The sequence below is a fragment of the Luteococcus sanguinis genome, assembly GCF_039527675.1.
GTDB lineage: Bacteria > Actinomycetota > Actinomycetes > Propionibacteriales > Propionibacteriaceae > Luteococcus > Luteococcus sanguinis.
Genome location: NZ_BAAAKI010000011.1, coordinates 17,746 through 42,925 on the forward strand (window position 1 = coordinate 17,746; position 25,180 = coordinate 42,925).

19 protein-coding genes are annotated in these 25,180 nt (G+C 67.3%); 9 read left to right on the forward strand and 10 right to left on the reverse strand.

The annotated features are described in order from the left end of the window. Positions 1-50 precede the first annotated feature (50 nt). From ABD089_RS08495 to ABD089_RS08505, 3 genes are read left to right on the forward strand one after another with little or no spacing between them, the layout of a single operon-like run. On the forward strand, positions 51-1,748 hold the full coding sequence (locus tag ABD089_RS08495; protein ID WP_343885893.1) for an NAD(P)-binding protein: 1,698 nt from the start codon (positions 51-53) through the stop codon (positions 1,746-1,748). Between the two features lies 1 nt (position 1,749). After that, a complete protein-coding gene (nifJ, locus tag ABD089_RS08500) occupies positions 1,750-5,484 on the forward strand; it encodes a pyruvate:ferredoxin (flavodoxin) oxidoreductase (RefSeq protein WP_343885895.1) in 3,735 nt (1,244 codons plus the stop codon). Further along, the gene (locus ABD089_RS08505; protein ID WP_343885897.1) at positions 5,484-6,653 is read left to right on the forward strand and encodes a dihydroorotate dehydrogenase-like protein; all 1,170 of its coding nucleotides are present in this window, start codon (positions 5,484-5,486) and stop codon (positions 6,651-6,653) included. Before nifJ ends, ABD089_RS08505 begins: the two co-directional genes overlap by 1 nt. A gap of 304 nt (positions 6,654-6,957) precedes the next feature. On the opposite strand, the gene ABD089_RS08510 is transcribed toward ABD089_RS08505, so the two are convergent. The 3 genes from ABD089_RS08510 to ABD089_RS08520 all read right to left on the reverse strand — a co-directional run bounded on the left by ABD089_RS08510 (position 6,958) and on the right by ABD089_RS08520 (position 9,848). After that, complete coding sequence (locus ABD089_RS08510) at positions 6,958-9,165, reverse strand: heavy metal translocating P-type ATPase (protein WP_343885923.1); 2,208 nt, start codon at positions 9,163-9,165, stop codon at positions 6,958-6,960. A 110-nt stretch (positions 9,166-9,275) separates the two neighbouring features. Then, positions 9,276-9,485, reverse strand: a complete 210-nt coding sequence (locus ABD089_RS08515) for a heavy-metal-associated domain-containing protein (protein ID WP_343885898.1) — start codon at positions 9,483-9,485, stop codon at positions 9,276-9,278. Between the two features lie 63 nt (positions 9,486-9,548). Then, a complete protein-coding gene (locus ABD089_RS08520; RefSeq protein ID WP_343885899.1) occupies positions 9,549-9,848 on the reverse strand; it encodes a metal-sensitive transcriptional regulator in 300 nt (99 codons plus the stop codon). Positions 9,849-10,410: 562 nt separating this feature from the next. Between ABD089_RS08520 and ABD089_RS08525 the strand changes: the two genes are divergently transcribed. Then, a complete protein-coding gene (locus ABD089_RS08525) occupies positions 10,411-12,936 on the forward strand; it encodes a replicative DNA helicase (RefSeq protein WP_343885924.1) in 2,526 nt (841 codons plus the stop codon). A gap of 207 nt (positions 12,937-13,143) precedes the next feature. On the opposite strand, the gene ABD089_RS08530 is transcribed toward ABD089_RS08525, so the two are convergent. Together ABD089_RS08530 and ABD089_RS08535 are read right to left on the reverse strand one after the other, a co-directional pair. Next, on the reverse strand, positions 13,144-14,157 hold the full coding sequence (locus ABD089_RS08530; protein ID WP_343885900.1) for an aldo/keto reductase: 1,014 nt from the start codon (positions 14,155-14,157) through the stop codon (positions 13,144-13,146). Between the two features lie 189 nt (positions 14,158-14,346). Continuing rightward, a complete protein-coding gene (locus ABD089_RS08535) occupies positions 14,347-15,405 on the reverse strand; it encodes an alanine racemase (protein WP_343885901.1) in 1,059 nt (352 codons plus the stop codon). A gap of 45 nt (positions 15,406-15,450) precedes the next feature. Between ABD089_RS08535 and ABD089_RS08540 the strand changes: the two genes are divergently transcribed. Beyond that, on the forward strand, positions 15,451-16,335 hold the full coding sequence (locus ABD089_RS08540; RefSeq protein ID WP_343885903.1) for a fructose bisphosphate aldolase: 885 nt from the start codon (positions 15,451-15,453) through the stop codon (positions 16,333-16,335). Between the two features lie 328 nt (positions 16,336-16,663). Here the strand turns inward: ABD089_RS08540 and ABD089_RS08545 are convergent, their stop codons facing one another. Both ABD089_RS08545 and ABD089_RS08550 read right to left on the reverse strand, forming a co-directional pair. After that, entirely contained in the window at positions 16,664-17,065 is a 402-nt protein-coding gene (locus ABD089_RS08545) for a DoxX family protein (RefSeq protein WP_343885905.1), read from the reverse strand. 27 nt (positions 17,066-17,092) lie between these two features. Beyond that, positions 17,093-17,524 carry a MarR family winged helix-turn-helix transcriptional regulator gene (locus tag ABD089_RS08550; protein WP_343885906.1) on the reverse strand — a complete coding sequence of 144 codons (432 nt, stop codon included), beginning with the start codon at positions 17,522-17,524 and terminating at the stop codon, positions 17,093-17,095. A gap of 119 nt (positions 17,525-17,643) precedes the next feature. Here ABD089_RS08550 and ABD089_RS08555 point away from each other — a divergent pair, with 119 nt between their 5' ends. The 4 genes from ABD089_RS08555 (at position 17,644) to galE (ending at position 21,235) form a co-directional block, all read left to right on the forward strand. After that, positions 17,644-18,072, forward strand: coding sequence for an organic hydroperoxide resistance protein (locus ABD089_RS08555; RefSeq protein ID WP_343885908.1), 429 nt, complete (start codon positions 17,644-17,646; stop codon positions 18,070-18,072). A gap of 229 nt (positions 18,073-18,301) precedes the next feature. Further along, positions 18,302-18,985, forward strand: coding sequence for a type 1 glutamine amidotransferase domain-containing protein (locus tag ABD089_RS08560; RefSeq protein ID WP_343885909.1), 684 nt, complete (start codon positions 18,302-18,304; stop codon positions 18,983-18,985). Between the two features lie 23 nt (positions 18,986-19,008). After that, entirely contained in the window at positions 19,009-20,013 is a 1,005-nt protein-coding gene (locus ABD089_RS08565) for an NADP-dependent oxidoreductase (protein ID WP_343885910.1), read from the forward strand. Between the two features lie 241 nt (positions 20,014-20,254). Then, positions 20,255-21,235, forward strand: a complete 981-nt coding sequence (galE, locus tag ABD089_RS08570) for a UDP-glucose 4-epimerase GalE (RefSeq protein WP_343885911.1) — start codon at positions 20,255-20,257, stop codon at positions 21,233-21,235. A gap of 89 nt (positions 21,236-21,324) precedes the next feature. Here galE and ABD089_RS08575 read toward each other — a convergent pair whose 3' ends face one another. Genes ABD089_RS08575 through ABD089_RS08585 form a run of 3 tightly spaced genes read right to left on the reverse strand, consistent with a single transcriptional unit; the run spans position 21,325 to position 25,085 of the window. Then, entirely contained in the window at positions 21,325-22,335 is a 1,011-nt protein-coding gene (locus ABD089_RS08575) for an aldose epimerase family protein (RefSeq protein WP_343885912.1), read from the reverse strand. Next, entirely contained in the window at positions 22,332-24,137 is a 1,806-nt protein-coding gene (locus tag ABD089_RS08580; RefSeq protein WP_343885913.1) for a glycoside hydrolase family 2 protein, read from the reverse strand. The genes ABD089_RS08575 and ABD089_RS08580 overlap by 4 nt, the downstream gene beginning before the upstream one ends. 42 nt (positions 24,138-24,179) lie before the next feature. Further along, on the reverse strand, positions 24,180-25,085 hold the full coding sequence (locus ABD089_RS08585; protein WP_343885914.1) for a glycoside hydrolase family 43 protein: 906 nt from the start codon (positions 25,083-25,085) through the stop codon (positions 24,180-24,182). Positions 25,086-25,180 lie beyond the last annotated feature (95 nt).

A 25,180-nucleotide genomic window follows, 5' to 3' on the forward strand; every position in this document is an offset into this window, starting at 1 on the left:
CCGGACCCCCTCGAAAGCGCTGGAAGGCCCGGAACTACCATCGGTAGTACTTGGGCGCCCGGCGCCCAGCCCGGCGAGGCTGCCAGCCCGTCTCGTCGGCGAGAGAGAGGGAGACGATGGCCAACGACCCGCGCGACATCACCCAGCTTCCCGACCTGGCGAGCACCGCCGGTCGCGTGGGCCCGGTTCGGACGAGGATGCCTATCTACGTCGACCTCCTGCCGCCCTGCAATGCCGGCTGCCCGGCGGGTGAGAACATCCAGGAGTGGCTGCGGCTGATCAAGCACGGTCAGGAGGAGGCCGCGTGGCGCCAGCTGACCCGCGACAATCCCTTCCCCGCGATCCACGGACGCGTCTGCTACCACCCCTGTGAGAACGTCTGCAACCGCGTGGAACTGGACGGCTCGGTCTCGATCCACTCGGTCGAGCGCTTCCTTGGTGACTGCGCCATCGAGAAGGGCTGGAAGTTCGACAAGCCCCGCGCCCGTACGGGTTACAAGGTGCTCGTGATCGGCGCTGGACCCTCCGGTTTGAGCGCCGCCTATCACCTCACCAGGCTGGGCCACGAGGTCGAGATCCGCGACGCCTCCGAGCAGCCCGGCGGCATGATGCGCTACGGCATCCCCGCCTACCGCCTCCCCCGCGACGTGCTGGACGCCGAGGTCGCGCGCCTGGTCGAGATGGGCGTGAAGATCACCCTCAACCACTCGGTCAGCGACCTGCTCGCCGAACAGAAGGAGGGCGGCTTCGACGCCGTCTTCGTGGCCGTCGGCGCCCACCTGTCCAAGCGGGTCGACATCCCCAACCAGGATGCCGGACGGATGGTCGACGCCGTCAGCTTCCTGCGTGACGTCGCCTCCGGTGAGCGTCCCGTGATCGGACGCAAGGTCGCCGTCTACGGCGCCGGCAACACCGCCATGGACGCCGCGCGAGTCGCCCGTCGCCTCGGCGCCGAGGAATCGGTGATCGTCTACCGCCGCACCCGCGAGCAGATGCCCGCCCACACCTTCGAGGCCGAGGAGGCCGAGCGCGAGGGCGTCCGGATGAACTGGTTGCGCACCATCTCGTCCATGGACCCCGACGAGCTGACCGTCGAGATCATGGAACTGGACGAGAACGGCAAGGCCCGTGGCACCGGCCAGTTCGAGAAGCTGGAGGCCGACACGGTGATCCTGGCGATCGGCCAGGACGCCGACACCGCCTTCCTGCACGCGATTCCCGGCATGGGCTTCAACGGGGACGTCGTCCAGGTCAACCCGAACACGCTGATGACCGACGTGCCCGGCATCTTCGCCGGCGGCGACGCGGTGCCCTCCGAGCGCACCGTCACGATCGGCGTGGGCCACGGCAAGAAGGCCGCCAAGCAGATCGACGCCTGGTTGAACCAGTTCGCGGGCAGCGCGCCCATGAAGCACCCGATCGTCGGCTTCGACGACCTGCACCTGTGGTATTTCGGCGACCACGACCGGCGCGAACAGCCCGAGCTGGACGCCGCGACCCGGGGCACCACCTTCGACGAGGTCGTCCAGGGCCTCACCAACGAGGAGGCCGTGTTCGAGGCCAAGCGTTGCCTGAGCTGCGGCAACTGTTTCGAGTGCGACGGCTGTCTGGGGGCCTGCCCCGAGGACGCGATCATCAAGCTCGGCAAGGACCACCGCTACCGCTTCGACTACGAGAAGTGCACCGGTTGCGCCAGCTGCTTCGACCAGTGCCCCGCACACGCCATCGAGATGATTCCGGAGAACTGACATGACCCAGGTGCTTCCTCCCCAGCCGGAGGCCGAGGCCCTCGTGGCCACCAGTTCTGCCTACCGGATGGAGGACGGGGCAACGCTGGCCCCGCCGATCCCGGAGAGCGCGCACGGCATCCTCGCGCAGGTTGGCGGCCATGGCGCCTCCCCCATCGAGCCGGGCGAACGATTGATCGTGGACGGCAACGAGGCTGCGGTCGACGTGGCCTACCGGCTGAACGAGCTGTGCTCGATCTACCCGATCACGCCGTCGTCGACGATGGCCGAGCTGGCCGACGAGTGGGCGGCCCACGGACGCCAGAACATCTTCGGCCAGGTGCCAACGGTGGTCGAGATGCAGTCCGAGGGCGGCGCGGCCGGCGCGATGCACGGTGCACTGCAGGCCGGTGCCATGTGCACCACCTTCACCGCCTCCCAGGGCCTGCTGCTGATGATCCCGAACATGTACAAGATCGCCGGTGAGCTGACCTCCACGGTCTTCCACGTCGCTGCGCGTTCGCTTGCCACGCAGGGTTTGAGCATTTTCGGTGACCACCAGGACGTGATGGCGGTGCGCCAGACGGGCGTCGCCCTGCTGTCGTCCGCCTCGGTGCAGGAAGCGCACGACATGGCGCTGATCAGCCAGGTCGCGACCATGCACACGCGCATCCCCTTCGTGCACTTCTTCGACGGCTTCCGCACCAGCCACGAGCTCAACACCCTCGAACGGCTGTCGGACGAGGTGCTGAAGTCAATGGTCAGCGAGAAGCTCGTCCAGGAGCACCGGGCCCGGGCGCTGTCGCCCGCCAACCCCTTCATCCGCGGCACCGCGCAGAACCCCGACACCTACTTCCAGAGCCGCGAGACCGCGAACCTCTACTACGAGTGGGCACCTGGTGTCGTGCAGAACGTGATGGACGGCTTCGCCGCTCGCACCGGGCGCCAGTACAACCTGGTTGAGTACTTCGGTGACCCCGAGGCCGAGCGGATCGTGGTGATCATGGGCTCGGGCGCCGAGACGGTGCGCGAGACCATCGACCACCTGAACGCCCAGGGCCGCAAGGTCGGCTGCGCGCAGGTGCGCCTGTACCGCCCGATGCCGACCGCAGCGCTGCTGGCCGCGATCCCCGCCAGCGTGCAGCGGATCGCCGTCCTCGACCGCACCAAGGAGCCGGGCGCCAACGGCGAACCCCTCTTCCAGGACGTGGTGACGGCGCTGGGCGAGTCCCTGAGCAAGGGCGAGCGGAGCACGATGCCGCTGGTCACCGGCGGCCGCTATGGCCTGTCGAGCAAGGAGTTCACGCCCGCCATGGTGGTGGCCGTGTTCGACGAGCTGGCCAAGGACAAGCCGCGTCCGCGCTTCACCATCGGCATCAACGACGACGTCACCCACCTCAGCCTGGACTACGACGCCAGCCTCGACATCGAGGACCCGAAGACGCTGCGCGCGCTGTTCTACGGCCTCGGCTCGGACGGCACCGTCGGCGCCAACAAGAACACGATCAAGATCCTGGGCTCCGACCCGGACACCTACGCCCAGGGCTACTTCGTCTACGACTCGAAGAAGTCCGGCTCGCGCACCGTCTCGCACCTGCGCTTCGGGCCGACGCCGATCCGGGCGCCCTACCTGGTGAACAAGGCCGGCTTCATCGGCTGCCACCACTGGTCGATCCTGGAGCGGGTGGACGTGCTCGAGTTCGCGCGTCCGGGCACCACCCTCTTGATCAACTCGCCCTATGCGGCCGACCAGGCCTGGGAGCACCTGCCCAAGTCGATGCAGACCAAGATCATTGATCTTGGTGTGGACGTCTACGCGATCGACGCGTCGTCCGTGGCACGGGAGGCCGGTCTGGGCGGACGCACCAACACGATCCTGCAGACCTGCTTCTTCGCGATCTCGGGCGTGCTGCCCCGTGACGAGGCGATCGACAAGATCAAGAAGGCGATCACCAAGACCTACTCGAAGAAGTCGGCAGAAATCGTCGCCAAGAACCACGCGGCGGTCGACTCGGCGCTGGAGCACCTGCACCACGTCGAGGTGCCTGCGACCGCCACCAGTGAGCACGACCTGCTCGCGGCAGTGCCCTCGACGGCCCCGAAGTTCGTGCGCGAGGTGACGGCCCGGATGCTGGAGGGTCGCGGCGACGACCTCCCGGTCTCGGCGCTGCCCGTGGATGGCTCCTACCCGTCCGGCACCACCAAGTACGAGAAGCGCAACATCTCGGACCTGATCGCGGTGTGGGACTCCGAGAGCTGCATCCAGTGCGGCAACTGTTCCTTTGTCTGCCCGCACGCCGTGCTCCGCGCGAAGTACTACGACCCGAGCACGCTGGAGGGCGCCCCGGCGACCTTCGCCTCCGCCGAGATCGATGCGGCTGGCCTGCCCGACACCCGGTACACCCTGCAGGTCTACGCGGAGGACTGCACCGGTTGCGGGCTGTGCGTCGAGGCCTGCCCGGTGCACCCGATCGGCCAGCCCCAGCGCAAGGCGATCAACCTGGCGCCCGTCCTCGAGCGCACCGAACAGAAGAAGAATGTCGAGTTCTTCGAGACGATCCCGGTCAACGACCGCTCCCGCGTCGACTTCGGCACGGTGCGCGGCACGCAGTTCCTGGAGCCCCTGTTCGAGTTCTCCGGAGCCTGCACCGGCTGCGGTGAGACCCCCTACCTGAAGCTGCTGACCCAGCTCTTCGGCGACCGGGCCACCGTCGCGAACGCCACCGGCTGCTCGTCCATCTACGGCGGCAACCTGCCGACCACGCCGTGGGCGAAGAATGCCGCTGGACGCGGACCGGCCTGGTCGAACTCGCTGTTCGAGGACAATGCCGAGTTCGGTCTGGGCATGCGCCTGGCCGCCGACATGCATGCCGATCTGGCGCGCACCCGTTTGCAGCAGCTGCGCGGGGAGATTGCGGACGACGAACTGGTCGACGGCCTGCTGAACGGCCCGCAGCTGCTGGAGAGCGACCTGGCACGGCAGGCCGAGCGCCTGAACCGGCTGCTGACGGTGCTCAAGACCCTGGACGGACCAGAGGTCGCAGACCTCGCGTCCGTCGCAGACCACCTGTTGCGCCGCAGCGTGTGGATCGTGGGTGGCGACGGCTGGGCCTACGACATCGGCTCGGCCGGCGTGGACCACGTACTGGCGTCGGGACGCAATGTGAACGTCCTGGTGCTCGACACGGAGATCTACTCCAACACCGGTGGCCAGAGCTCCAAGTCGACGCCCCTGGGTGCCGTGGCGAAGTTCGCCTCTGGTGGCAAGGTGACCAACAAGAAGGACATGGCGCTGCAGGCGATCGCCTACGGCAATGTCTACGTCGCCCGCGTCGCGATGGGCGCCGACCCGCAACAGACACTGAAGGCCTTCCGTGAGGCGGAGGCTTATGACGGGCCGAGCCTGATCATCGCCTACAGCCACTGCATCAGCCACGGCATCGACATGCGCAAGGGCCTGGAGCAGCAGTACAAGGCGGTGAACTCCGGCCATTGGCCGCTGATCCGCTACAACCCGGTGATCCGCAACGACGGGGGCAACCCCTTCCTGCTGGACTCCCCGCGTCCGCGCCTCTCGCTGCAGGAGTACCACCAGGCCGAGCTGCGCTTCAAGATGTTGCAGCGCACCGATCCCGAGGAGGCCCAGCGCCTGCTGGAGCTGGCCCAGGGCCAGGTGGAGCGCCGCTGGATGGAGTACGAACAGATGGCCACGGCACCCGCCGAGGCCTTCGCCGCCGATGCCAGAAAGGACGCCTGATGGTCGAGATGAGTGAGGCGCTTCGCGCCGCCATGGCCTCCGCCGCTGCAAAGTCGGCGGCCGGGTCGAATGCGACCGACCAGCTGCGACCGGGCATCGTCCCGATCGTCGAGCGGCAGTCGACGCCAAAGCCCTCCTCGGGGCGCTCCATCGCGGCGGGTGAGGTCGACCTGAGCACGAACTACCTCGGTCTGCAGCTGAAGAGCCCCGTCGTCGCCTCCGCCGGCCCGTTGTCGCAGAACGTGGACGGCGTGAAGGCGCTCGCAGATGCGGGGGTGGGAGCGGTCGTCATGTACTCGTTGTTCGAGGAGCAGCTGCGCCACGAGGAGGCCCGCGCGGAGCAGCTGACCGAGGTGCACGAGGAGAGCTTCGCCGAGGCGATGAGCTACTTCCCCACCGTGCCGGCCAATGAGGGCGGCATCACCTCCCGCTACCTGGAACTGGTGGAGGCCGGCGCGAAGGCGGTGGACGTACCGCTGATCGCCTCGGTCAACGGCGCCACCTCCGGCGGCTGGGTGCAGGTGGCCCGGCGTATGCAGGACGCGGGTGCCGCGGCCATCGAGCTGAACATCTACCTGGTGCCGGGTGAGGTGAACATCTCCGGCGCCGAGGTTGAGGCACGCCACCTGGAGATCCTGCAGGGGGTCAAGGACGCGGTGAGCGTACCGGTGGCTGTGAAGCTGTCGCCCTACTTCAGCTCCTTCGGCCACCTGGCGGTGCAGCTGGACAAGGCGGGAGCCGACGGCCTGGTGCTGTTCAACCGCTTCGTCCAGCCTGACATCGACATCGAGAAGCTGGTCGTCCAGCCGGGCCTGGTGCTCTCGAGCCCGTTCGAGGCGCGGCTCCCCCGCACCTGGATCGCGGCCCTGCGCGGACGGGTGAATGCCTCCCTCGCCGCAACCACGGGCGTGGAGACCAGCGAAGACGTCGTGAAGTACATCCTCGCCGGTGCGGACGTCGTGATGACCACCTCGGCGCTCGTGCGGCATGGAGCCGAGTACGCCACCACGCTGGTCGAGGGGCTGGAGACCTGGCTGCGCCGCAAGGAGCTCACGCTCGACCAGGCGCGCGGGATGCTGGCCGTGCCGCGGGACATTCCAGTGGACGCCTACGAGCGCGCCGGCTATGTGTCGGCGTTGGAGAAGGCCAAGGCCGTCTACGGACGCTGAACCGGTCCGACGACGAGAAACAAGCCGCCCAATACAGCGGCTCGATCAACACAGTGGCCTGATCCGCACAGCGGCTTGATCAACACAGTGGCCTGATCAACACAGTGGCCGGGGCCCCCGAGCCCCCGGCCACCGCCGTGCCTGGTCCGGGCGACCTCGCCACTCAGCCATGCAGTTTCGAGTCCCTGGACCTGTCGGTGGGCCCGATGAGCCTCTCGACCGCCTCATCGTGTCACCCCGGAACATCCCTTTGAGCGGGCGACGGGTGACTACAGGGCCCGTGCGGGGTGATCGTGCGGGTGCTTCAGTGGGTGGGACGGAATGTGGTCAGACGCAACGAGTTCATCACCACGAACACCGAACTGAACGCCATTGCCGCGCCGGCCAGCATCGGGTTCATCAGCCCGAAGGCGGCCACCGGGATCGCGATCAGGTTGTAGAAGAAGGCCCAGAACAAGTTGCCGCGGATCGTGGCCAGGGTGCGCCGGCTGAGCCGGATCGCGTCCGCGGCCAGCAGCAGGTCGTGCTGCATCAAGATGATGTCGCTGGCATTGATGGCCGCGTCGGTTCCCGAGCCCATCGCGATGCCCAGGTCGGCCTGGGCCAGGGCAGCGGCGTCGTTCACCCCGTCGCCCACCATGGCGACCTGGCTGGTGCGCTGGCCCTGTTCGACGGCGGCGACCTTGTCGGCCGGCATCAGGCCGGCGCGGACGTGGTCGATGCCCAGCGGTTCGGCGACCGCGCGCGCTGCCGCCTCGTTGTCGCCGGTGAGCATCGTGGTGGTGAGGCCGAGCGCCTTGAAGGCGGCGATGGCCTGGGCCGCGTCGGCCTTGGGAGTGTCGCTGACAGCCAAGGCTCCGCGAGCCTGCCCGTTCCATCCGACGAGGACCACCGTCTGCCCCTTTGCCTCGGCCGCTGCCACCTCGGCCGTCAGCTCGGCCGGGATCTCGTACCCCTGCTCCCGCAGCAGGGCCGGGTTGCCGGCCAGCGAGGGACGTCCGTCGACAGTGGCCTGGACACCGCGTCCGGGGATGTTGGTGAACTCGGTGACCTGCGCCCCACTGGCGTCGGCAAGGGACGCGATGGCGCGGGCGATCGGGTGCTCGGAGTGGCCCTCGAGGGCGGCGGCGACGCGTTGCAGTTCGTCGACGGCAGTGCCCTCGGCGGGCGTGGTCGCTGCGACGGACATCTCGCCGGTGGTCAGGGTGCCGGTCTTGTCGAGGAAGACCTGCTTGACGTCGTTGGCCTGCTCCAGCGCCTGCGGGCCGCGGATGACGATGCCAAGCTGGGCACCTCGTCCCGTGCCCGCCAGCAGGGCGACCGGGGTCGCCAGGCCGAGGGCACAGGGGCAGGCCACGATCAGCACGGCGACCGCGGAAGTGAAGGCGAAGGCGGTGCCAGTCATCGCGACGAACTTCCACCCGACGAAGGTGACCAACGCAATCGCGATGACGATGGGGACGAAGACCCCGGAGATGCGGTCGGCCAGCGCCTGGGCCGCGGCCTTTCCCGTCTGGGCCTGCTCGACGAGTCGTCCGATGTGGCTGAGCTGGGTGTCTGTGCCGACGGCGGTGGCGCGCACGACGAGTCGTCCGGAGGTGTTGGTGGTGGCACCGATCACCATGTCGCCGGGGCCCACTTCGATCGGCACGGACTCACCGGTGACCATCGCGTTGTCCACGGCGGAGTGGCCCTCGACCACCTCGCCGTCGGTGGCGACCTTCTCACCGGGACGGACGACGAACTCGTCGCCCACGCGCACGGCGCCGATCGGGACGAGGCGTTCGACTCCGCCCTCCAGGACGGTCGCCTCCTTGGCGCCCATCTCCAGCAGCGACCGCAGGGCAGAGCCTGCTTGCTGGCGGGAGCGGGCCTCGATCCAGCGTCCGAGCAGCAGGAAGGAGATGATCGCGACGGCAGCCTCGAAGTAGATGTTGCCGGACGGTGAACTGTGCCCCAGGTGCAGCTCGAAATCGTGCTTGTAGGGCAGGTAGCCCGCGTAGCCGAAGAAGAGCGCGTACATGCTCCAGAAGTAGGCGGCGAAGGTTCCCATGGTGACCAGGGTGTCCATGGTCACCGTGCCGTGCCGCAGGTTGACGAAGGTCGACTTGTGGAAGGGCCAACCCGCCCAGAAGACGGTCGGCGTGGCGAGGATCCAGGAGGCCCAGGCCCAGCCCGGCACCTGCAGGGCGGGGACCATGGCCATCGCGACCACCGGGATCGACCAGATCATCGAACGGATCATCCGACGCTTCAGGTCGGCGGCGTGGTCGGGCAATGGGGCATCGGGCACCGGGATGCTCGCGCCATAGCCGGCCTTCTCCACGACCTTGATCAAGTCATCGCTGCTGACGGTCTTCGGCGCCAGCACCGTGGCCCGTTCGGTGGCGTAGTTGACGGTGGCGCGGGCGCCGTCGACTCGGTTCAGCTTCTTCTCGATGCGGGCAGCACACGACGCGCAGGTCATGCCCTGCAGGTCGAGTTCGACGGTGTGGCGTGCGTCCGTGGTCATGGTGGGCAACAGCTGCTTCTTCCGTGCTGGAGGGGTGTGCGCCTGGCCCCCGCGAGAGGGGCTGGCCCCGGAGTCAGGCTCGGGGCCAGTCAGGCGCTTGTCAGTCGGTGTCAGGCGGGGACGACGGTGTACTCGCCGGCCTCGGCGACGGCGTCCTTGACGAGCTCCAGGTCGACCGGGGCGTCGGAGGTGACGGCCATGGTGCCGCCCTCGAGCTGGACGTCGACCGACTGCACGCCGTCGATGGCCGAGACCTCCTCGGTGACGTGGTTGACGCAGTGACCGCAGGTCATGCCGGTGACGATGTAGTTGCTGATCATGGAATCCTCCGTATTGGTGCTGTTCGTTGATCGTGCTGGTTGGGCTTGGTTGGATGCAGACCCTCAGGAGCGGACGAGCCGGGCGATCGCCAGGCTGGCCTCGCGGATCTTCTCGTCCGCCACCGGTCCACCCTGCTCAGCCGCATGGCGGACGCAGTGGTTGAGATGCTCGTCCAGCAGCCCGAGGGCCACTGATTCAAGTGCGCTGGTGGTGGCAGATATCTGCGTCAAGATGTCGATGCAGTACTTGTCGTCCTCGATCATCTTCTGCAGGCCACGCGCCTGACCCTCGATGCGGCGGAGCCGCTTGAGGTAGGCATCCTTGTCGTGGATGTAGCCATGGGTGGGATGCTCTTCGGACATGCCCCGATCATACCCCATGGGGGTACTCAAACCCAAATGCCGGCGCACGCCAAGGTCATCAGGCTCCGAGCAGGGAAGTGCTTGATCAGCTTGCCATCGAGACGCCCGGTCTGTGCACACCCGCTGTGGACAAGAGGCCCACGAAGTGCCCTATAGCGCACCCGATGGGGTGTGTGTCAAACCCTTGTCTCGTTCTGGGCGTGTGACATTGTGCACAGCCAGGCATTGTTGGGAAATTGCTCCCCGGCGGACATTTGTCCTAGTCGGCGGGCAGTTGGGAGTTTGCGGGAGCACGTTGCCCACAGGCCGGACTGGCTTGTCCACAGGGGGTCCCCAGGGCACTCCACAAACGCTTGCCGGTTCTCCACAGGGCCTGTGGAAAACTCTTCAGCCCAGGAACATGCGGCAGTGCTGCCCTGCCCCCGGAGCGGGTACCGTGTCCCTGCGCGGGAGCCTGCCGATGCCGAAAATCTGTCAGTGGCTCTCGCAAGACTGTCGTCGAGGGTCTGGGCACGCCGGGCGCAGGACGTAGTGAGGAGCAGCGATGGGCGAGAACCCCGGCATGGGCCAGGCACCGGCCGGCATCGACCGCACCCCGCCGCAGGACCTGGCGGCCGAGCAGTCCGTGCTCGGGGCGATGCTGATGAGCAAGGACGCCATCGCCGACGTCGTCGAGGTGGTCAAGGGTCGCGACTTCTACCGTCCTGCGCACGAACTGATCTATGACGCGATGCTCGACCTGTACGGACGCGGTGAGCCGGTCGACCCCATCACCGTTGCCGACGAACTCGGCAAGCGAGGCGAACTGGAGCGGGTCGGCGGCGCGCTGTACCTGCACGACCTTCTGGCATCGGTCGCGGTCGCCGCGAATGCCGGCTACTACTCCGAGATCGTCCGCGACAAGGCGGTGCTGCGACGGTTGGTCGAGGCCTCCATCAAGGTCTCCCAGCTGGGCTACCAGGGCCAGGGCGACGTCACGGACATCGTCGACGCGGCGCAACAGGCGATCTACGAGGTGTCCGAGGGCAAGACCTCCGAGGACTACACCCCCCTGTCCCAGCTGATCGAGCCCACCATCGACGAGATGGAGGCCATCGGAAACCGCGGCGGCTTGATGTCCGGCGTCCCGACCGGATTCGCCGAGCTCGATGAGCTCACCAACGGTCTGCATCCTGGTCAGATGATCATCATTGCCGCCAGGCCCGCGATGGGCAAGTCAACTTTGGCCTTGGACTTTGCCCGAGCGGCAGCCATCAAACACCATCTGACAACGGCTTTCTTCTCGCTCGAGATGAGCAAGACCGAGATCGTGATGCGTCTCCTCTCGGCCGAAGCACAGGTCGCGCTGAACCACATCCGCGGCGGCAAGATGACCGAGGAGGACTGGTCGCGCGTCGTCCGCAAGACCGCGCAGGTCTCGGAGGCACCGTTCTACATCGACGACTCCCCCAACCTGACGATGATGGAGATCCGCGCGAAGGCCAGGCGGCTGAAGCAGCGCAACGACCTCAAGCTCGTGATCATCGACTACATGCAGCTGATGACCTCCGGCAAGAAGGTCGAGAGCCGTCAGCTGGAGGTCTCGGAGTTCAGCCGCCAGATCAAGCTGCTGGCCAAGGAGCTGGAGCTTCCCGTGATTGCCCTGTCGCAGCTCAACCGTGGCCCGGAACAGCGCACGGACAAGAAGCCGATGCTGTCCGACCTTCGCGAGTCAGGCTGCCTCACCGCTGGAACGCGGGTTCTGCGCGCGGACACGGGCGCCGAGATCACGATGGGCGAGCTGTTGGCGGGCGCCGAACGCAACATCCCCGTGTGGTCGCTCGACGAGAACCATCGGCTGGTGCCAGCGACGATGACCCATGCCTTCCCCAGTGGAACGAAGCCGGTCTTTCGCCTGACACTGACCTCCGGTCGCGTCATCGACGCGACGGCAAACCATCCCTTCCTCACCTGGGAGGGATGGATGCCCCTTGGTGAGCTGGTGGAGGGAACCCGACTGGCGACACCCCGCACGTCCCCAGAGCCGATTCAGCCTCAGACCATGGACGAGGACGAGGTGGTGCTGCTCGGGCACCTGATCGGGGACGGGTCGTTCGTACGACGCCAGCCGATCCGTTACGCGTCCATCGACGAGCACAACCTCGCCGCCGTATCAGCGGCCGCCAAGCGCCGCTTCGGCATCACCGGAATCCGTGATGAGTACGCGGCTGCGAGGGTGACCACCCTGCGGTTGCCCGCCGGTTACCGGCTGACGCATGGGCGCCGTAACCCGATCGCGGCGTGGCTGGACGAGTTGGGACTGTTTGGTCTGCAGAGCCACGAGAAGTTCGTCCCTGAGCGCGTGTTCCGGGCTCCCAACGAGCAGGTCGCACTGTTCCTGCATCACCTGTGGGCGACGGACGGATCGGTGCGCTGGGACGACCGTGCCGGACAGGGACGCATCTACTACGCGTCCACGAGTCGGCGTCTCGTCGACGATGTCGCACGCCTACTGCTGCGGTTCGGCATCGTCGCCAGAATCAAGACCGTCAAGCAAGGAGCCCATCGGGACGGTTACCACCTGATCATCAACGGGGTGGACCAGCAGAGGACCTTCTGCGAGCAGATCGGAGTCCACGGCGACCGTGGGGCCAAGTGCGACGAGGTCTACCTGGCACTCACCAACGTGAAGGCCAAAACCATGTCCATCCAGTTCTGCGGATCAACCCCGTGGAAGCACGCGCCAAGCTGGCAGCGCCTCGCCGGGGTCGCGACCCTGCTCGAGGATGAGCACCTGCAGGCGCACGCGACCAGTGACGTCTACTGGGATGCCGTGAAGAGCATCGAGCCCATCGGCGAGCAGGAGGTCTACGACGCCACCGTGCTGGGCACCCACAACTTCATCGCGGACGGCATCATCGTCCACAACTCCTTGGAGCAGGACGCCGACATGGTAATCCTTCTCAACAGGGAGGACGTCTACGACCGCGACTCCTCTCGCGCCGGTGAGGCAGACCTGATCGTCGCCAAGCACCGAAATGGTCCGACGGCGACGATCGTCACCGCCTTCCAGGGGCATTACTCGCGCTTCGTCGACATGCAGCACTGACTGCGGTCGCGGCGGCTATGAATGGCAGCTGCAGTCACCGTCGAGGGGCACGCGCGCTTCCATCCCACTGAGAATCGGACGTGAGCGAACCACATCCGCGACTGGATCGTTCAAGTGCGCCGAGTCGTCCGTTCTTCAGTGCAGCTGGCTTGAGGACCCCTCAAGAGGCTCAGGGATCGTGGCTGGTCAGGCCGGGATCGTGGCCGGTCAGCTCCGCTTGGTGACCGTCCCGGCCAGTTCCTTCTCGCCCGGACGAACCAGCGGACCGACCAACTCGTGCGCCACGTAGGGCTCCTCCAGGAACGAGACTTCATCCTCGGACAGCTGGAGAGCCAGAGCTCGCACGGCCTCGTCCACCCGGCTCGGCTTGGAGCAACCCACGATCGGCGCCTCGACACCGCGGGCCCACTGCCAGGCCAGTGCCACGTCGGCCATGGGGACGTCGTGGTCGCGCGCGACCTTCGCCACGCGCTCGATGACGGGCATGTCCAGCTCTCGTCCGCGGTCGTACTTCTGCTTCATCGTGCCGTCGGTGGTCGAGCGCACCGAGTCGGAATCCCAGGTCGGGCGCGTGAGGTGTCCGGAGGCGAGCGGGCTGTAGGGGGTCAGCGCCATTGCGTACTGGCGCGCCACCGGGATCAGTTCGCGCTCGTCCTCGCGGTAGAGGAGGTTGTAGTGGTTCTGCAGGCTGGCAAAGCGCGTCCAGCCGTTCTGGTCGGCCACCGCCTGAAGGTTGTGCAACTGGTAGCCGTACATGGCCGATGCACCGAGCGCGCGCACCCGTCCGTCGGCAACCAGACCGTGCAGCGCCTCCATCGTCACTTCCATCGGCGTTTCGTAGTCGAAGCGATGAATGATGTAGAGGTCCAGGTAGTCGGTGCCGAGCCGCTCCAGCGTGCCGGTGATCTCCCGCTCGATCGCCTCCTTGGATAGGTGTCCGTCGTTGAAGTAGACCTTGGACGCGAGGACGACGCTCTCCCGGGACACCTGGAGCCGTCGTAGTGATTCGCCGATGAACTTCTCGCTCGTGCCACGCGCGTAGGTGTTGGCGGTGTCGATGAAGTTCACGCCCAGTTCGAGCGCCCGCTGGATCACCGCCTGGGTCTCGTCCTGGCCGATCACCCACTGGTGAAAGTCGGGGAAGACCTCACCGAAGCTCATCCCGCCGATGCACAGCCGGGGGATCGTGATGCCGGAATGGCCAAGGGTGGTGGTTTCCATGCTTCCTCCATTGCTCGTCGTTGTCGACGTCGGCTCGGGCCGGAAATGCTCGTCACCAGCGACTCTGCCACTTCACCCCAAGGCAGATGCTCGTCTGGAAACGCAGGATGAGTCGCCCAAATCCGTGGAGAGCGACCCCAGCACCCGTTCTGGAAAATCTTGGGCGACAATTCCAGCGCTTTGGCCCGGTCAGTGGTTGCGGTTGCGGGCATCAACCTGCCAGCGGTCCACCTCGTCCAGTCGTTCCCCGTCCCAGTTCCCGACGACGAACTCGTCGGCCAGGGCCACCGCATTGCAACAGTGGTTGGGAACCACGCGCACAGTGCTGCCCAGCGACGGCAGCGGGCCATCCAGCTCGCACACGGCGTGGTGCTCCGAGAGCATGACGATGCGGGCGTCCGGGTGGTCGAGCAGGCGTCCCGATCCGCTGGCCCACGCCGGACGGTCGGCTGCCAAGGCCTTGGATCCTGCGTCCAGCACCAGTCGTCCGCCGGCATGGCTGACGACCGTCGCGTGCACGGTCAGGGCGATGTCGCCTGCCGTGCAGGCACCGAGTTCCCACTGTTGGGCGTCGTTGAAGACATAGGCGCCGGGACGCAGCTCGGTCAGCACACCGGAACGGACGAACTGGGCGCTGGGTGAGGATCCGCCGCTGACAACGGGGGACGCGATCCCTTGAGCCGACAAGGAGCCAACGGCGGCGGACAGCGCATCCTGTTCGGCGGCGGCGACCTGGGCGCGTGCCTCCGGTGAGTAGGAGTGCCCCGGGAAGGTGAAGACACCTGCCACCTCCAGCCCGGCCTGGTTCGCGGCTGCGGCGACCGCTCCCGCCTCGGCCGGGCCGGCACCCGTCCGGTGGTGCCCGGAATCGATCTCGACCAGCACCTGGGCCGCGGGGCAGTGCCGGGCGATCTGGCGCGCACCGTCCACGGAGTCGACACCCACCCGGACGGATGCCTGCTCCCGCAGGCATCGCAGCCGGGCGCCGGACTTCTCGTCCACCCAGACCGGGTAGGCCACGGTGATGTCGTCGAAACCGGCGGCAGCGAAGACCTCGGCCTCCCCCAGCGTCGCGACAGTGATCCCGCGGGCGCCGGCGTCACGCTGCAGACGGGCAATCTCGAGGCATTTGTGGGTCTTGACGTGCGGCCGCAGGTCCAACCCCTGCCCGCCGACCAGTGCAGCCATCGCGTCGATGGTGCGCTGCAGCACGGCGGGGTCGATCACCAGGCAGGGAGTCGCATTCATGGGCCCGACGATAGTTTCCGGCGTAGCCTTGAGGCAGGAGGAATCATGAGTACGCAAACCAGCCGCATGGCCTCTGGCCAGGGATTCGTCGCAGCGCTCGACCAGAGCGGCGGCTCAACCCCCAAGGCACTGAAGCTGTACGGCATCGACGAGAGCAAGTACGGCAGCGAAGCCGAGATGTTCGAGCTGATCCACCAGATGCGCGAACGCATCATCACCTCGCCGTCGTTCACGAGCGAGAAGATCCTGGCGGCCATCCTCTTCGAGAAGACGATGGACTCCCAGGTCGAGGGCAAGGACACCGCCGCCTACCTCTGGGAGAACAAGCAGATCCTGCCCATCCTGAAGGTGGACAAGGGCTTGCAGGACGCGTCCGAGGGCGTCCGGATGATGAAGCCCATCCCCGACCTGGACGACCTGCTGGCGCGGGCCGTCGACAAGGGCATCTTCGGCACCAAGATGCGCTCGGTGATCCAGAACGCCGACCCGGGCGGCATCCACGCGATCGTCGAGCAGCAGTTCGACGTCGCGAACAAGATCCTGGCCCGCGGGCTGGCGCCGATCATCGAACCCGAGGTCGACATCAACGCCCCCGACAAGGAGGCGGCCGAAGACCTGCTGCACGAGGAACTCCTCGCGCATCTCGACCCCCTGGGCGACGACAAGCAGGTGATGCTCAAGCTCACCATCCCGACCAAGGACGACCTGTTCGTCGACCTGATCGCGCATCCGCGGATCCTGCGGGTGGTGGCCCTGTCGGGCGGCTATTCGCGTCAGGAGGCCAACGAGCGCCTGGCCCGCAACCACGGGCTGATCGCGTCCTTCTCCCGCGCGCTGACCGAGGGTCTGTCGGCCGACCAGAGCGAGGAGGAGTTCGACCAGATCCTCGCCAACTCCATCGACGAGATCTACCAGGCGTCGATCACCTGATCGTCGCCAACCAAAGCACAGCACGGCGGGCGCCGTCGGACGAGGGTTCGGCGGCGCCCTCCCATGCTCGGCGCTGCACCAACCCTGCGCTGAACAAGGAGATTCCAGGACCGGCGCCCGTGTGTATGAACGACGGAAAGTCCCCAAAGCGAGGCCAAACGCGACGGACTCTCCGGCCGCCATGAGCCCTGTCACAGCAGTCGCTCCACCCCAGGCACCTGCGCCTCGTCCCCGCCCTGACAGGGGGTGCGCTGCGCGTGCACCTCGACGTCGAGATGCCGACCGGTTGCGCTGGCCCCCGGGCGTGGGGCCGGGAGTCGGTCTTCTGCTACGGCCGGGGCAGGCCGGCCGACCACAGCGCCGCGGCGATCAGGGCGGGCTGGCCGAACAACCGCGCGAGTCGCTTGCCATCGGTGTCGAGGCCAAAACCGTCTCGGCGCGCCGCATACTGGTCGATGTTTCCGGGGAAGATCGCGGCATAGAACCCAGCAAGGGCAACACCGGTCAGCCGGCGATGACGCGGCAGCGCCAGCATCGCGGTGCCGGCAAGGACTTCGGCGACACCGGAGCCGATGACCACGGAATCCTTGTCACCGGGGAACCAGTCGGGCACCTGTGCTTGGAATTCTTGACGCTTGAAGCTCAGGTGGGAGACGCCGGCGTAGACCATGAACGCTCCGAGCCCGATCCGTGCGAGCTTTTGGGAGCGGGGCGTGGTGGTGGTGGGCATGGAATTGAACCTCCTGGATGGTGGTTGTCACTCGAGTTGGGTGGACAGGTCGTCCAGGAATGCCTTCACCTGGACGAGCTTTTCTGGTGGGCCCGGGTAGAGCGCGAGCATCCCTGCGGGAACTCCGGTTGCCCTGCGCCGCAGCGAACTCCCCTCCTGGGTCAGGCTGATCAGGCGGCGCCGTTCGTCGTTGTCGCTCCACGACCGGGTGACGAGACCAGCCTGCTCCAGCCGTCGCAGCAGGGGGGTCAGGGTGCCGCTGTCGAGGTGCAGCCGAGCTCCGATGTCATTGACACCGACGGGCTTGTCGGCGTTCCACAGGACGAGCATGACGAGGTATTGGGGATAGGTGAGGCCGATGTCCTCAAGCAGTGGCCGGTAGGCGCGCGTCACCGCCCTGCTGGCCCTGTACAGGGAGAAGCAGAGCTGTTGCTCGAGGTCGGGGATCTGGTCACTCACACTCCAAGCATAACATCAGGCACAATCTGATTGTGTGCAATCCAATTGCGCGCTACGTTGTCTAGCAACCGCGGGGCAGCCGAGCCCTCGCACACACGCCACGCCACCCAGGAGGCACCATGATCGAGATCGAACCCGTCTACACCACCGAGGCCATCGCCACCGGCGCGGGCCGCAACGGCCACGTCCAGACCGCCGACGGCCGGCTCTCGTTCGACCTGGCCACCCCGCAGGAGATGGGGGGCAGCGGTGAGGGCGCCAACCCTGAACAGTTGTTCGCCGCCGGTTATGCCGCCTGCTTCCACTCCGCCCTGCAGCTGGTGGCCCGCCACGCGCACAAGGATCTCGGCGATTCCTCGGTGGGTGCCCGGGTGAGCATCGGCAAGGCCGGTGAGGGGTTCGGCCTGGCAGTCACCCTTGAGGTCGTCATCCCCGACCTGCCCCACGACGAGGCGCAGCAGCTCGCCAACCAGGCCCACCAGGTGTGCCCCTACTCGAACGCGACCCGCGGCAACATCCGCGTCGACGTCGTCGTCGTCGAGGACTGACCCTCCCGCCTCGCCGAGGCCACCGCCCGCCGGGCTGCCCTATGGCGGTGTCGGTCGCTCCGGCTTCGGACGGGACCTGGGCGACCACGGCGTCGGCGAGTTCATCAACAAGTGCTTGGTTCGCGTTTCCGACCCCGTGGGCCCTGAGCAGTGAACCCCCGCCCCCAACCCGGGGCACAACCACCATTGACCATGGAACCACTGCACGAAACATCGAAAGGCAAATGCCATGTCCCGCATCCTGATGATCCTCACATCCCACGACCAACTTGGTGACACCGGCCGTAGGACCGGTTTTTGGCTCGAGGAGTTCGCCGCTCCCTACTACGTGTTCCGCGATGCCGGACACGACATCACCCTCGCCTCACCGAAGGGCGGACGGCCGCCGGTCGACCCGACCAGCACGCTGCCGCAGATGCAGACCGACTCCACCCGTCGATTCGAGGCCGACGACGCGGCCAAGGCTGCCCTGACGACCAGCATCCCTCTGTCGGAGGTTGACGTGACCGAGTTCGACGCGGTCTTCTACCCGGGCGGCCACGGCCCGCTGTGGGACCTCGTGGACGACCCCACCTCGAAGCAGATCATCCTCGACAGCGACGCCGCCGACAGGCCGCTGGGCCTGGTCTGCCACGCCCCCGGCGTGCTGCATGCGATCAAGAAGCAGGACGGGACGTCGTTCATCACCGACCGTTCGGTGACTGGCTTCACCAATGGCGAGGAGGAGGCCGCCGGGCTGACCAACATCGTTCCGTTCCTGGTCGAGGACTCCCTCAAGGAAGCGGGGGCCCGCTACAGCAAAGGCCCCGACGGTGACAACTACGTCGTCACGGACGGCACGCTGGTCACCGGGCAGAACCCGGCCTCGTCAGCTGATGCCGCACGCCGTCTCCTCGACCTGCTGACCCACTGACCACCACCCACAGGAGTACAGGGATGACCACACACACCCGCGAGATCCACCTCGCCTCCCGCCCCGACGGGAAGCCCACCCTTGACAACTTCCGCACCGTCGAGGTCGACCTGCCCGACCTCGACGACGGCCAGGTCCTCGTCCGCAACACCATCATGTCGGTGGACCCGTACATGCGCGGCCGCATGAACGACGTCAAGTCCTACGTGCCCCCCTTCCAGATCGACCAGCCGCTGGACGGCGGCGCCGTCGCCACGGTGATCGAGTCACGTGTGGAACAGCTGCCCGTGGGCACCACGGTGACCCACGGCCTGGGGTGGCGGGAACACGCCATCCTGGCCGGTGATGCGGTGCGACCGGTGACAGCCGGGGACGTGCCGGACAGCGCCTACCTGGGCGTACTGGGCATGCCCGGCCTGACCGCCTACGCGGGCTTGCTGCTGGCCGCCGAGATGCGTGAGGGCGATGCGGTCTTCGTCTCCGGCGCGGCGGGAGCAGTCGGCTCGATCGTCGGACAGATTGCCAGGCTCAAGGGCGCCTCCCGAGTGATCGGCTCGGCTGGCACCCCCGAGAAGATCGCCCGCCTGGAGGAGCTCGGCTTCGACGCTGCCTTCGACTACCACGACGGCGATGTGACCGAGCAGCTCGCGAAGGCCGCCCCGGAGGGCATCGACGTGTACTTCGACAACGTCGGCGGTGACCATCTGGAGGCCGCGATCGCGAACCTGCGCACCGACGGCCGGGTGGCGATGTGCGGGGCCATCAGCCAGTACAACTCCACCGAGCCGGCCACCGCCCCGCACAACCTGGCGCTGGCCATCGGCAAGCGGCTCACGCTGCGTGGGTTCGTGATCGCCAAGTACGCAGAGCAGGCGAGAGCGGGCTTCGAGCGGGACATGGGCCGTTGGATCGCCGACGGCTCCATCCACTGGGACGAGACCGCCCGTGACGGTCTCGACGCCGCCCCACAGGCCTTCATCGATCTGCTGGACGGCGCCAACACCGGCAAGATGATCGTGAACCTCTGAGCAGGTCGTCGGCTGTCTTCAGCCGCGGTGGCATCACCACGGACAGCTGACCAGGGGACCTCCGCATGGGCTGGGCGTCGACATGCCCACGATCCTGCGGAGGTCCCCGGCAGGGCCACCCCCACACCACAGCATCCCCACAGCGGGACCACTGTCAGGCTCGATAGCATCGAAGCACGATGGCCGTCGCCTGGGCCCAGTGCCCCGTCCCCGCGGCAGCCCGGAGAGGAGCACGAGAAACATGTCCTGGCTGGTCACCGGCGGAGCCGGTTACATCGGAGCACACGTGGTGCGCGCCTTCATCGAGCAGGGGATCACTCCGGTCGTCCTGGACGACCTGTCCAGCGGGCACGCGGAGTTCGTCCCGGACGGCGTGACCCTCATCCAGGCGCAGGTGCAGGACACCGGCGCCGTTCGCAAGGCCCTTCGCGAGCACGACGTCGCGGGCGTCATGCACATCGCCGGCTACAAGTACGCGGGCGTCTCCGTGACCCGTCCGCTGCACTGCTTCGAGCAGAACGTGCAAGGCACGGCGAGCGTGCTGCAGGCGATGCAGGACGAGGGCGTCAACAAGATCGTCTTCTCCAGCTCGGCTGCCGTCTACGGCACCCCGGACGTCGACATCGTCACCGAGGACTGCCCCACCCGTCCCGAGTCGCCGTATGGCCAGAGCAAGCTGATCGGCGAGTGGCTGATCGCCGACCAGGCCAAGGCGCTGTCGCTCACCGAGGGTGCGACCCCGCTGCAGCACGCCTCGCTGCGCTACTTCAACGTCGTCGGGTCAGGGTCCACGGACGTCTACGACACCAGCCCGCACAACCTGTTTCCGCTGGTGATCGAGGCCCTGCTGGCCGGCAAGACCCCGCGGATCAACGGCACCGACTACCCCACCCCGGATGGCACCTGCGTGCGCGACTACGTGCACGTCGCCGATCTGGCCACCAGCCACGTCGCCGCCGCGAAGGCGATGGCCGAGGGGCGCGAGCTCGCGCCGGTCTACAACCTAGGGTCCGGCGACGGGCTGAGCGTGCGCCAGATCATGGACGCCATGCAGCGCGGCACCGGGCACAGCTTCGAGCCGGTGCTGGCGGAGCGTCGCCCGGGTGACCCGGCTCGGATCGTCGCCGACGGCACCGCCGCGGGCCGCGACCTGGACTGGAAGATGCGCCACTCCATCGACGAGATGGTGACCAGCGCCTGGCGGGCCCGCACCGCGCACTGACTGGCGCGGCTCGTGCGCCGCGTGATTCGGATACCTCGGTTCAGCCCGAGGTGCCGAAACCCACGCGGGGCACAGCCACATGCCAACCCTCAGCCGGCAAAGCGCCACTCGATCGTCGAGTTCCAGATCTCGCCCGGGCGCAACACGGCATCCCCTTCCCAGGGCTGGTTCGGGGTGTCGGGGTGGACGTGCGGCTCCAGGGCCAGCGCGTCGCCTTGCCGGAGCCGACGCCCGCCCCTGGCCGTCCACAGGCCGTCCAGGAAGTTGCCGGTGTACACCTGCAGCGCGGGTTGGTCCGACCAGACCTCGACGACGCGACCGCTGGTCGGGCACTCCACCCGAGCCGCCCGGCGGAAGCCCTCCCCGTCGATGTCGAACGAGTGGTCGATGCCCTTGGCAAGGCTGACTTGGGGGTTGTCAGTCCGCACCGCGTCCCCGACTCGGGTGGGCTGGCGCAGGTCGAAGGGGGTCCCGGCCACGTCGGCGATGGTCCCCAAGGGGATTGATTCCGCGTCGATCGGGACGTAACCACTGGCGTTCACCTGCAGGATGTTGTCGTCGATGCTCCCCGAACCAGCGAGGTTGAGGTACAGGTGGCTCGTCAGCGCGCAGACGGTGGGGGCATCGGTGGTCGCCGACAGCTCCAGCCGCAGTGCATCGTCGGCCACGGTGTAGGTGGCACGGGCGGTCAGCTCGCCACCAAAACCCTGGTCGCCGTCCGGGCTGACGAGTTCCAGCGTGATCGAGGCGTCATCGTTGGCAACGACCGTCCACAGCCGGGCATCGAAGCCCTCGACACCGCCGTGCAAAGCATTGGCACCCTCATTGGCGGTGACGCGGAACTCGCGTCCGTCAACCGCGTACCGGGCCTTGGCGAGGCGGTTCGCGTAGCGTCCGACCACCGCCCCGAAGTAGGCCTTGGCCATCTGCTGTTGCTCGAGGGTGTCGAAGCCGATGGCGACGTCCTGGCCGTCGACCTCAACCCGGTTGACGATGGCGCCCAATTCCAGGACCTGCACGCGGAGCCGGCCAGCCACCAACTCGTGGGCTCGCACCTCGCGTCCGTCGGGCAGGGTTCCGAAAACCGTCGCGGGGCTCATTCGCCCATCAACTCCTTGAGGGTCTCGATGGGAAGCTTGGGGACTCGGTGCTCGTCGCACAGTCCGTTGGCTTCCTGAAGGGTGTCGGTCAGCTGGGTCCAGCAGTAGCCGCCGAGGATCGGGGACGCCTTCACCGCGTCCATGATCTCACGCACCCGGTCTGCGAAGTCGCCAGCGTCCTTCGCCGATGAGTATCCCCAGGTCTGGTCGGCACTGGGCTGGGTGACGAACTCCACGCCGCCGAACTCGGTCAGCAGGACGGGAATGTCGTAGCCCTGGTCGACGCCGACGGCGATGGCTCGCCCGGCGGGACCGCTGGTGTTGAGCATCTCGTCCAGCCCGGCATCGGTGTAGCGGTCGGCCAGCACCTCACCGCGCCACTCGTAGTCGTGGATGGTGAGCAGGTCGGAGTCGGTGTGCTCCCAACCATCGTTCGAGACGACCGGACGGGTGGGATCCAGCGCTCGGGTGAGATCCGAGAGTCCGCGGGTGTACGCCCGCTGCTGCTCGTCGTCGGCCAGGTGCGTGACGCCCCAGGACTCGTTGAACGGAACCCAGGCGATGATCGAAGGGTGCCCCTCGTACTGGCGCACGATGTCGACCCACTCGCCGGTCAGCAGCTTCACGGCCACCGAGTCGAAGGTGTACGCGGCTGCGCTCTCACCCCAGACCGTCAGACCCAGCTTGTCGGCCCAGAAGAGCAGCCGCGGATCCTCCACCTTCTGGTGGATGCGGGCCGAGTTGAAGCCGAGGTCGAGGATCAGCTGAACCTCCTCACGCATGGCCTCCAGCGACGGCGGGGTGAGGTGGGATGCGGGCCAGTAGCCCTGCTCCAGCACGGAGCGCAGCACGGCGGGACGGTTGTTGATCGTCATCCGGTGCGTGGTGGTTCCGACTTCTCGTAGGCCGAGGTACCCGGTGATCTGGTCGTCCCCGATGACGGCGGCGCAGTCCAGCAGCGTGGGATGCCCGGGCTGCCAGAGCAGTTGTTCGTAGTTGACGCCATTGTTCTGGCCGGCGAGCTCCATCGTGACGCTGATCACGCGGTCGTTGACAAGCGTGCTGGTGGCGGCCAGCGCCTGCCCTTCGTGCGCCACCGCCAGCTGCAGATCGAGCGGCTCGGCGGGACGGCGGTTCAGCTCCACCAGGGCGGTGATGGTGCCGGTGGTGATGGACGTCCGCCAGACCAGCCGGGTGATGTGCAGTGGGGCCACGGACTCGAGCCACACGCTGCGCCAGATGCCCGTCGTGCGGTGGTACCAGATGACGTGGGGATCCTCGAGCCAGTCCTGCTTGCCGCGGGGCAGCCGGATGTCCAACGGGTCCTCGAAGGCGCGGACGACGACCACATGCTCGTCACCATCATCCAGCGCATTCGTGATGTCGAAGCTGAACGCCGATTGCCCCCCGACATGCGTGCCGACGAGCTGCCCGTCGACGAAGACCATCGCCTCGTGGTCGACGGCGCCGAAGTGCAGCACGAGCCGACGCCCGTCCGCCTGGCCAGCCGCGGCAAGGTCGTCGGCGGTGAGGATGATCCGGTACCAGACGCAGGGATGAAAGCCCTTCTCCCCCACCCCCGACGCCTCGGTCTCGGGCGCGAAGGGGAGCTGGATCGTCCGTCCGAACGGCTCGGCGTCACGTTCCCAGTGCTCGTCCAGCCCGACCTGCTGGTCGTCGTGGGCGAAGCCGACCTGTCGGTCCAGGCTGCACCAGCCCGCTCGCAACAGGGTGGGACGGGGATGCGTGCCGTCCTGCTGCGAGGCGGGGCTCAGCTGGGCCAGGCGGAGTGCTTCGTTCATGGCTGCTCTTTCGTGTCTTCGGGAGTGTCGTACGCGGAGGGGTCAGGGAAGGGCTGGCTGCTCGGCGGTGGGCGGTTCGACGTTAGCCTTGCGGCCGTCGAAGGTGACCTTCGACAACCACATCTGGCGCCCGGTCACTTCGTCCCCCACGGAGTCGGGAACCCAGGCGTGGTAGACCATCCACCACTGCCCACGCACCTTCAGCAGCTGGCAATGGCCGGGGCCAGCCGCCACCTCGTTGGTGACCAGCACCGGCTCTGGGTCCTTCGTGAAGGGGCCGGTGGGCGAGGTCGAGACGGCGTGCCCGACCGCGTAGTCGGCGGAGCCATAGTCGTTGCCCGAGTAGAGCATGTGGAAGACGCCGTCGACCTCGACCACGGCGGGGGCTTCCACGAGGTGCCCCTCCCACGGCTGGTCCTGCTGGAGAAGCTTCGTGGGTTTGCCGGTGACCGCCAACCCATCCGACGACAGGGGCTGCGCCTTGATCCAGGTGTCGACCCCGATCGCGTTGCCGTCGTTCTTCCAGTAGAGCCAGGCCTTGCCAGAGCTGTCGATGAAGGGGGTCTGGTCGATGGACCCTCCTTCTGCCGTCTCGCACACCAGGGGCTTGGCGGAGGAGTCGGTGTACGGGCCCTCGGCCGTTGCGGACGTGGCCACCGAGAGGCATTGCCACTGTGGGTCCTCCGCGCGGGTCGTGTAGTACAGGCGCCATGTCCCATCGCTCCACCTGATGATCTCCGGCGCCCATACCTTTCCCGAGGTCGACCACGTGGCCACCGATGGCAGCGCGTCGACGCCCTGCTCCCAATTGGCCATGTCATCGCTGGTGAGCGTCTGGACGTTCATCCCATTGCCGTTGGTGGCGATCGCGAGATACCCCGAGCCGGTGTCGATGACCTGTGGGTCAGGGAAGTTGGCCGCGAAGACGGGGTTGGTGAAACCGGACATGGATGTCTCCGACGATGGGGTCGCGGCCGATGTACTGCTGACCGCAGGCGTGGTCGAGCCGGTCGAGCACGCGACCAGGGCACCCTGGGAAACCA

Bases quoted from the DNA above. Each gene is read 5' to 3' on its own strand.
- ABD089_RS08585 (WP_343885914.1), bottom strand. From the start codon at position 25,085: ATGTCCGGTTTCACCAACCCCGTCTTCGCGGCCAACTTCCCTGACCCA.
- ABD089_RS08505 (WP_343885897.1), top strand. From the start codon at position 5,484: ATGGTCGAGATGAGTGAGGCGCTTCGCGCCGCCATGGCCTCCGCCGCT.
- ABD089_RS08545 (WP_343885905.1), bottom strand. From the start codon at position 17,065: ATGCCCACCACCACCACGCCCCGCTCCCAAAAGCTCGCACGGATCGGG.
- ABD089_RS08575 (WP_343885912.1), bottom strand. From the start codon at position 22,335: ATGAGCCCCGCGACGGTTTTCGGAACCCTGCCCGACGGACGCGAGGTG.
- ABD089_RS08560 (WP_343885909.1), top strand. From the start codon at position 18,302: ATGTCCCGCATCCTGATGATCCTCACATCCCACGACCAACTTGGTGAC.
- ABD089_RS08555 (WP_343885908.1), top strand. From the start codon at position 17,644: ATGATCGAGATCGAACCCGTCTACACCACCGAGGCCATCGCCACCGGC.
- ABD089_RS08565 (WP_343885910.1), top strand. From the start codon at position 19,009: ATGACCACACACACCCGCGAGATCCACCTCGCCTCCCGCCCCGACGGG.
- ABD089_RS08580 (WP_343885913.1), bottom strand. From the start codon at position 24,137: ATGAACGAAGCACTCCGCCTGGCCCAGCTGAGCCCCGCCTCGCAGCAG.
- ABD089_RS08515 (WP_343885898.1), bottom strand. From the start codon at position 9,485: ATGATCAGCAACTACATCGTCACCGGCATGACCTGCGGTCACTGCGTC.
- ABD089_RS08525 (WP_343885924.1), top strand. From the start codon at position 10,411: ATGGGCCAGGCACCGGCCGGCATCGACCGCACCCCGCCGCAGGACCTG.
- ABD089_RS08540 (WP_343885903.1), top strand. From the start codon at position 15,451: ATGAGTACGCAAACCAGCCGCATGGCCTCTGGCCAGGGATTCGTCGCA.
- galE (WP_343885911.1), top strand. From the start codon at position 20,255: ATGTCCTGGCTGGTCACCGGCGGAGCCGGTTACATCGGAGCACACGTG.
- ABD089_RS08520 (WP_343885899.1), bottom strand. From the start codon at position 9,848: ATGTCCGAAGAGCATCCCACCCATGGCTACATCCACGACAAGGATGCC.
- ABD089_RS08535 (WP_343885901.1), bottom strand. From the start codon at position 15,405: ATGAATGCGACTCCCTGCCTGGTGATCGACCCCGCCGTGCTGCAGCGC.
- ABD089_RS08530 (WP_343885900.1), bottom strand. From the start codon at position 14,157: ATGGAAACCACCACCCTTGGCCATTCCGGCATCACGATCCCCCGGCTG.
- ABD089_RS08510 (WP_343885923.1), bottom strand. From the start codon at position 9,165: ATGACCACGGACGCACGCCACACCGTCGAACTCGACCTGCAGGGCATG.
- nifJ (WP_343885895.1), top strand. From the start codon at position 1,750: ATGACCCAGGTGCTTCCTCCCCAGCCGGAGGCCGAGGCCCTCGTGGCC.